This is a genomic window from Aeromonas sp. LsrichE-8G, assembly GCF_022869435.1.
Taxonomy (GTDB): Bacteria; Pseudomonadota; Gammaproteobacteria; order Enterobacterales; family Aeromonadaceae; genus Aeromonas; species Aeromonas caviae.
Window position 1 is genome coordinate 1 of record NZ_JALIHH010000142.1, and the last position, 7,418, is coordinate 7,418.

The following is a 7,418-nucleotide window of genomic DNA, read 5'->3' on the forward strand; positions in this document are numbered from 1 at the left end:
CCCGATGCACACGAGTGTGCTGGAAGGGGTGAACAACAAGATCAAAGTGATAAAGCGCATGGCATATGGATTTAGGGACTCAGAATACTTTTTTCTGAAAATCAAGGCGGCCTTCCCCGGAAAGCCGCGATGAACCTAAAAAAACCCCTGCCATGGCAGGGGTCGGACGGTATCCATGTCAGAAGATCAGAGCGTGACAGCCAGGCTCTCGACCGAGGCGGCGCTCGGGGTCACCAGTACGGGCACCGATTTGGAGGTGGGGGTGAAAGAGCCCTCCCCTATGCTCTCGATGGCCACCAGGGGGTTGGTCTCCGGGTAGTAGGCGGCGATGTTGCCTTTCGGGATCTCGTAGAAGATGACGCTAAAGCCCCGCACCACCCGCTCGCGCCCATCGTTGCACACCGCACTCATGTCCACCCGCTGCTCCTCGGCGAGCCCCAGCCTCCTGGCATCCTCCTCGTTCATGAAGACCACATTGCGTCGCCCCTTGATGCCACGATAGCGGTCATCCATGCCATAGATGGTGGTGTTGTACTGATCGTGGGAGCGCAGGCTCTGAAGCAGCAGCACGGGCTGGTCCACCATCTGCTCCGAGTGGCTGGTGCACTCGGGCAGGATGGAGTCCGGCAAACGGCTCGCCCTGAATTCGGCGCGCCCGCTCGCGGTGTTCCAGCGCAGCAGGGCGGCGCTGTTCTCCAGATGGAAGCCGCAGGGCTCCTCGATGCGGCGGTTGAAGTCGCCAAAGCCCGCGATGGTCTCCTCGATGAGATCCCTCAGCAGCCCGTAGTCATCCCGCAGCGCCAGCCAGTCCACCCGATCGCTGCCAAGCGTTGCCTCGGCCATGCGGGCCACGATGTCTATCTCGGAGAGACAGAGCGGCGAGACCGGCTCGTTCATCCCGGTGGAGGCGTGCACCATGCTGAACGTGTCCTCCACGGTGATCTTCTGCACCCCGGTGCGCTGCTGATCGAGCTCGGTACGGCCCAGGCAGGGCAGGATCAGGGCATCTTTTGACACCATGAGGTGGCTGCGGTTGAGCTTGGTGCTGATCTGCACGTTGAGCTCGCTCCTTCGCATCGCTTCATAGGTGAACTCGGTATCCGGCGCGGCGGCTGCCAGGTTGCCCCCAAGGCAGATCAGCACCTTGCTCTTGCCGCCATGAAGGGCTTTGAGGGCCTCGTAGACGTTGTGCCCCGGCGTGCGCTTGAAGCCCACCGGGAAACAGCGCTCCAGGCGATCGAGGAAGGCGGCATTGGGTTTCTCGTTGATCCCCATGGTGCGGTTGCCCTGCACGTTGCTGTGACCGCGCACCGGACAGAGTCCGGCCCCCGGCTTGCCAATCTGGCCGCACATCAGGTGCAGGTTGACGATTTCGCGAATGGTGTCGACCGAATGTTTGTGCTGGGTGATCCCCATGGCCCAGCAGCTGATCACGCTCTCGCTGCTTGCGAAGATCTGCGCCGCCCGTGTGATCGCCTCCCGACCGAGGCCGGATTGCGCCTCGATCTGCGTCCACTCCGTGGCCTTCACCTGGGCCAGGTAGTCGTCAAAGTGCGCGGTGTGCTGCTCGATAAAGGCGAGATCGATGCGCCCCCCCTCCTCTTCCAGAATGTATTTCGCCATGCCGCGAATGGCCGCCATGTCACCGCCAAGTTTTGGCGTGAGGTACTGGTGGCTGATGGTGGTGGCCGCCGGGGTCAGTAGCTCCGCCGGGCTCTGGGGGCTCGCGAAGCGCTCGAGGGCCACCTCTTTGAGGTTGTTGAAGGTGACGATCTGGCACCCCTGGCGCGCCGCCTTGCGCAGGGCGTTCATCATGCGCGGGTGGTTGGTGCCCGGGTTCTGGCCAAAGACGAAGATGGCTTTGGCGGCGTCGAAATCATCGAGCACCACGGTGCCCTTGCCCACCCCGACGGACTGGATGAGCCCCACCCCGCTCGCCTCGTGGCACATGTTGGAGCAGTCGGGGAAGTTGTTGGTGCCATAGAGGCGGCCAAACAGCTGATAGAGGTAGGAGGCTTCGTTGCTGGCGCGTCCCGAGGTGTAGAACTCCACCTCGTCGGGGCTGGCCAGACTCTTGAGTTTGTCGGCGATGAGGGCAAACGCCTGATCCCAGCTCACCGGCTCGTAGTGATCGGTGGCCGGGTTGTAGCGCAAGGGCTCGGTCAGTCGCCCCTGGTATTCGAGCCAGTAGTCGCTCTGGGTGGCGAGACGGCGCACCGAATGCTCGGCGAAGAAATCGGCCCCCACCGTCTTGCCGGTGGATTCCCAGGCCACCGCCTTGGCGCCGTTCTCGCAAAACTGGAAGGCCCCCTGCTTGTTGTCACCCCAGGCGCAGCCGGGACAGTCAAAGCCGTCGGTCTGGTTGACCCGCAGCAGGTTCTTGATGTTCTGGCGGGTCTTCTGGCTGCGCAGCACCTGCTTGAAGGTGGACTGCAAGGAGGAAAAGCCGCCGGCCTTGGCCGGTTTTTCAATATGACTGGACATGGGAGTCTCCAACGTGATCCAGGGCGCGGGGGCTGGCATAGCAGACCGGGGCATCGGATCGGGGCACATGGATCAGGGTCAGGTTGTACTTCAGGGCCAGTCGCACCGCGAGCTGACTGGGGGAAGCAAGACTGATGAGGTGAGCGGCGCCAAATTGCACCGCCTTGTGAATGAGTTCGCTGCCGCAGCGACTGGTGATGACCAGGGTGGCAGCCTGCACCGGCTGGCGCAGCTGCATGCCGATGAGCTTGTCCAGGGCGTTGTGCCGCCCTATGTCCTCCCGGCAGGCCAGGATCTCGCCGCGATCATCCAGCGCCAGGGCGGCATGAAGGGCGCCGCTCTGGCGGGCCTTGCTCTGCCAGGGGACGATGCGCTCCCGCAGATCCTGCAAAGAGGCGGTGTCGAAGGGGGCGCCCGGGGTCAGCGGGGTGAGCACGGGCAACGCATGTTCGATGGCCTCCACGCCGCAGATGCCACAGCCGCTGGCACCGGCCAGGCGGCGCTTGCGCTGGCCAAGCATTGCCAGACAGCGGTTGGCGATGGTGACATCGAGCACGATGCCGTGCTGGGACGGGGTGCTCTGGATATCGTGTACATCATGGTTGCCCCCGATGATCCCCTCGCCAAACAGAAAACCGATGGCGAAATCGTCGAGATCGTCCGGGGTGGCCATCATGACGGCATGGTTGATGCCGTTGATGTTGACGGACACGGCCACCTCCTCCACCAGCTCATCCAGACTGGGCAACCGTGAATTGAAAGGGATCATGCGAGACGCTTATAAGCTGTATTCGGGCCTCAAGTTTAGATAAGCCGCCGCACCAAAACCAATGAAACAAATCTATTCACCAATAGATAACTTCTATTGCCATCGGGATGTCGATTGATTAAATTTGTCGCTCATTGCCTTTGCCTGCTGCCATTACCACGATGAATATCAAGCAGTTGCACTATTTCTACGAGCTGGCCCAGCACCGTCACTTCGCCAAGGCGGCCAAGGCTTGCTTCATCACCCAGCCGACCCTGTCGGCCAGCATCACCGCCCTGGAGAAGTCACTTGGCACCGAACTGGTGGTGCGCAACAGCCAGTTCGTAGCCCTGACCCAGGCGGGGGAAGTGGTGCTACACCACGCCGAGCGGATGCTGCAGGAGCAGGATGCCATGCGCCAGGAGCTCAGCCTCTTTCGGGGCGGGCTGTCGGGGGCGCTGCGCATCGGCGTCGTGCCCCAGTCGAGCATCGACATCATGCCGCTGCTCAAGGGGTTCAACGACGCCTACCCCAAGGTGGGTCTGCACCTCTGTGTGATGACCCATGCCACCCTGATGGAGCAGCTGGATCTGCATCGCATCGACATCGGGCTCGGCTTTGACGAGTTGCTCACCGAGCATCAGCGCCGGGCCCTCGACGTCCAGCTTCGCCACCCCAACCCCATGGCCCTGCTGGGCCCCCTGCCTGCCCACTGCGCCCCGACCGAGCCGCTGACCCTGGCGGACCTGCAAGATCTCCCCCTGCTCCTGCCCAGCACCACCATGCAGTTTCGCCGCTACCTGGACGAGGCCGCCGCCCGCCAGCAGATCAGCCTGCTGGTGGTGCTGGAAACCGACTCCCTGTTCCACCTGGTCAACGGGGTGAGCCACGGCCTGGGCTGCGCCGTGGTCAGCGCCGGTATCGCCGCCACCGCCCAGCAGCTCTTCAAACTGCCCTGCCATCCCTTGAGCGATGCAAGCGCAGGCACCATCGCCTTCATCACCCGAAAACACAGTGTCACCCCCGCCATGAAGGCGTTTCTCGCCAAGGCAGGGGCATGAAAAAGGCAGCCCATTGGGGCTGCCTGCACTGATCAAGCGGGGGAGCTTGCCCCTCTCCTCGCGTCAGCCTGCCCCTTGCTGTTTGTCCAGCGCCGCGATGAAGGCGCTCGCCAGGGCGTGGTCGGAGAAGGGATTCTGGCCTGTGATGAGCTCGCGATCGATCACAACGCCAGGCTGCCAGGGTGCCACGAACTGCATGCTGCCACCGGCCTGGGCCATGGCCTTCGCCGGGTAGTAGCGCAGCTTGTCGCCGCCAAGGGAGCCTTCAAACACCGCCTCTTCCTTGTCGGAGAAGAGGGTCATCCTGTAACCGTCGTAGATCCACTCTCTGGCGCCGTCCGCCTTGCCCGCAATGACCGACTGCTCGAACCCGGCCGGATCCGACCGCGCCGCCAGCAGCGCGATGGGGCCGTGGCAGATGGCGGCCGTGGGTTTGTGGTTGTCATGGAAGTGGCGAAGCAGGGTCCCCACCTCGGGATCCTTGGCAAGATCGATGAGGGGCGCATGGCCGCCGGGAATGAAGAGGCCCGCATAGCGCTCGGGACCGGATTGCAGCACCTCCCTCAGGGAGAGCACCTTGCCGGCGCCAAGCAGCCCCTCCACGACGGCGCCGATGCGCACCATCTCCTGCGGGTTGCCACCAAAGTACTGGGGATCGACGGAGTGTTTGTCGACAACGGGCCGGTTCCCTCTCGGGGTCACCGGGGTCAGGGTATAACCGGCCTCCAGCAGGGCGGCGGCAGGCACCCCCAGTTCATTCTGGTAGAAGCCGGTGGTCAGGCTCTCGCCCCCTTGCAGCGGCAGTTCGGTCTCGCTCGAGAGCAGCACCAGGATCTCGCCTTTCGGGGCGGCGCTGGCCGCAGCGGAGGTCGCCAGCAGCAGTGAGGCCAGCACGGCCTTGAGGGTGTTCTTCATCGTGATCTTCCTTTTGATGGCAGTGATCGATCGGGCGGCCACCGGGCCGCCCGCGATGAGCAATTTACTGATTACCCAAGGATGAATAAACTCACACCATTGAACTTGATTATTTACATGGATGAACATATGTCCCGTGCCTTCGACCCCGTCCAGCTCGGCACCATAGAGCTTTTTTGCAAGGCAGCCGAACTTGGCAGCTTTACCGCCACGGCTCAGGTACTGGGGGTAACGCCCGCCTCGGTGAGCCGCTCCATCCAGCGTCTCGAGGCCAGGCTCGGCGTCAAACTCTTCCATCGCACCACCCGCAGCGTGCGCCTCACCCATGACGGGGAGCTCTATCGGGAGCAGTGCCAGCAGGCGCTCGAGCAGATCGCCGAGGCCGAGCGGGCCATCACCGGTCGCCAGCGCCACCCCAGAGGAGTGCTGCGCATCAGCGTGGGCACCGTCTATGCCCACCACCGTCTGGTGCCCCTGCTGCCGGGCTTCATGGCGGCCTATCCCGAGGTCGAGCTGGAGCTCAATGTCTCCAACAGGAACATCGACTTCGTGGAGGATGGTTACGATCTGGCCATCCGGCTGGGGGAGCCACGCGATGGGCGGATCATCGCCCGCAAGCTGGAGGATGCCAGCCTCGGGGTCTTCTGCACCCCCGATTATGCCGCCCGCCGCCCCGCGCCAACCTCCCTGGAGATGCTGTCGCAACATGATCTGATCCAGTTCATCACCCCGAGCACGGGTCGCCCCTTCCCCTGGCAGTTCGTGAACGAGCAGGGGGACCCTGTCGACCTTCATGTTCAGAGCAGACAGCGGGTGCTTGACGATGTGCTGGCTGGCCTGGGCTGGGCGGTGGCTGGGGGCGGTCTGTTCCAGATCTACCATTTCGTGGCGGCCGAGGCGCTGTTGCAAGGCAAGCTGATCGAGGTGATGACCCCCTTTGCGGGGCGATCCCGCCCCTTCTACGCCCTCTATCCACAGCACCGTCACCTCTCGGCCCGGGTCCGGGCCTTCGTGGATTATCTGCTGGCAACGGTGCACCCAGAGGGGTCGCCTGTGCCAGGGGAATATCCCCCTCTTCGTTGACGAGGGCCCCTCATCTGCGTGCCTGCGCCCCCGATACCGGGGGCAAAAAGCAGGTGGCACTCTGGATACAATGGTTGCCTAATTAAATAAATATGCATAAATATCAATACAGTCAGGGCTCGATATATGAACTCTTCTGCTGTTTGTATGAAGCATCGTGCTGCTGAAAATTTTCTGTGAGCCACCTCCCGCCGTTTAATTCAAGAGCCTATAACCTTGACCCGTACAATAAAAACCTGACGTGTTCCGGTTTATGGAAGGTGCGAATAAGTCATATGGCACGAGAGCATTTACTGGTAACCAATTGATATTAAATGACTAAAATTTTCATTTTTTGTTCGTGGGATACTTGTTCGCACTTTCCCTTGGGGATTACCATCTTGGTTCGGAGGTATAGGTAGACCATGCCAATGAATTGTTGTTGCTTGGGGCAGCTGATTGCGCAGGTGAACTTCAACCATATCGCCCTCATTAACCTCGATTAACGGGCCCGGTAATTGCCCATTATACGCCCATACCTTTGTGCGCACCCCAGCAGCCAATTCGACCTCATGCATTACAGCTGTCAGTTGCGCAGCAAAGGTTTTTGGCTCCGAGCTTGTGTTTTTGAGCATGCTGAGGCTGGGGAGTGGTAACCCTATGGGGAGTGCATTTTCTGGTAAAAGCGCTGCTTCCTTTGCCACTTTCAAACCCGACAATGGCGATAAGCTCATCGTATTCTCTGCTGAAGATACTATGTGCTCTTCTGCGGCTGTAATCCATTTTGGCACTAACGCAACCAACCCTACACCGCTTACCCCCACGATAAACTGGCGTCGATTCATGTGTTTACCTCCGTTAATAATTGGCAGCAGAGAATTTTTATTTCTGCTGCCAGAGTGCGAGACGTGAATGTTATTTAAAATCGAAACGGAACTGCTCAACTACGTTGCCTGGTAACGCTACCTTTGCTAACCAGGGCTGACGCATCAGTGTTTATACTTCCTGATTACCCATGATTAGCAGTCACCACGAGCTATACTGATCTTACGTACAGTTACTGAGGTGCGAGATCATGGCCAAAAGCAAAGTCCAATTCCAGAAAGGCTACAGCCTGTTTGATTTTTTCAAGGACTATGGCACTGAAG

General features: G+C 60.8%; 7 protein-coding genes. 3 read left to right on the forward strand and 4 right to left on the reverse strand.

Going from position 1 to position 7,418, the window contains the following annotated elements; all coding sequences use genetic code 11:
• Positions 1–133: transposase (locus MUW49_RS17675; protein WP_162231338.1), on the forward strand; the 133-nt coding region annotated here is incomplete at its 5' end.
• 53 nt (positions 134–186) lie between these two features.
• On the opposite strand, the gene MUW49_RS17680 is transcribed toward MUW49_RS17675, so the two are convergent.
• Both MUW49_RS17680 and fdhD read right to left on the reverse strand, forming a co-directional pair.
• Positions 187–2,484 (reverse strand): FdhF/YdeP family oxidoreductase, encoded by a 2,298-nt coding sequence (locus MUW49_RS17680; RefSeq protein ID WP_043156120.1) that lies wholly within the window; start codon positions 2,482–2,484, stop codon positions 187–189.
• The gene (fdhD, locus tag MUW49_RS17685; protein ID WP_043156122.1) at positions 2,468–3,253 is read right to left on the reverse strand and encodes a formate dehydrogenase accessory sulfurtransferase FdhD; all 786 of its coding nucleotides are present in this window, start codon (positions 3,251–3,253) and stop codon (positions 2,468–2,470) included. The genes MUW49_RS17680 and fdhD overlap by 17 nt, the downstream gene beginning before the upstream one ends.
• A gap of 161 nt (positions 3,254–3,414) precedes the next feature.
• On the opposite strand from fdhD, the gene MUW49_RS17690 reads away from it, so the two are divergent.
• Complete coding sequence (locus MUW49_RS17690; protein WP_043156124.1) at positions 3,415–4,293, forward strand: LysR family transcriptional regulator; 879 nt, start codon at positions 3,415–3,417, stop codon at positions 4,291–4,293.
• 63 nt (positions 4,294–4,356) lie between these two features.
• Here the strand turns inward: MUW49_RS17690 and MUW49_RS17695 are convergent, their stop codons facing one another.
• Complete coding sequence (locus tag MUW49_RS17695) at positions 4,357–5,208, reverse strand: type 1 glutamine amidotransferase domain-containing protein (RefSeq protein WP_244813028.1); 852 nt, start codon at positions 5,206–5,208, stop codon at positions 4,357–4,359.
• Between the two features lie 129 nt (positions 5,209–5,337).
• On the opposite strand from MUW49_RS17695, the gene MUW49_RS17700 reads away from it, so the two are divergent.
• Positions 5,338–6,291, forward strand: a complete 954-nt coding sequence (locus MUW49_RS17700) for a LysR family transcriptional regulator (RefSeq protein WP_244813029.1) — start codon at positions 5,338–5,340, stop codon at positions 6,289–6,291.
• A gap of 290 nt (positions 6,292–6,581) precedes the next feature.
• Here the strand turns inward: MUW49_RS17700 and MUW49_RS17705 are convergent, their stop codons facing one another.
• Positions 6,582–7,115, reverse strand: coding sequence for a multicopper oxidase domain-containing protein (locus MUW49_RS17705; RefSeq protein WP_244813030.1), 534 nt, complete (start codon positions 7,113–7,115; stop codon positions 6,582–6,584).
• Between the last annotated feature and the right edge of the window lie 303 nt (positions 7,116–7,418).

Bases quoted from the DNA above. Each gene is read 5' to 3' on its own strand.
- MUW49_RS17680 (WP_043156120.1), bottom strand. From the start codon at position 2,484: ATGTCCAGTCATATTGAAAAACCGGCCAAGGCCGGCGGCTTTTCCTCC.
- fdhD (WP_043156122.1), bottom strand. From the start codon at position 3,253: ATGATCCCTTTCAATTCACGGTTGCCCAGTCTGGATGAGCTGGTGGAG.
- MUW49_RS17690 (WP_043156124.1), top strand. From the start codon at position 3,415: ATGAATATCAAGCAGTTGCACTATTTCTACGAGCTGGCCCAGCACCGT.
- MUW49_RS17695 (WP_244813028.1), bottom strand. From the start codon at position 5,208: ATGAAGAACACCCTCAAGGCCGTGCTGGCCTCACTGCTGCTGGCGACC.
- MUW49_RS17700 (WP_244813029.1), top strand. From the start codon at position 5,338: ATGTCCCGTGCCTTCGACCCCGTCCAGCTCGGCACCATAGAGCTTTTT.
- MUW49_RS17705 (WP_244813030.1), bottom strand. From the start codon at position 7,115: ATGAATCGACGCCAGTTTATCGTGGGGGTAAGCGGTGTAGGGTTGGTT.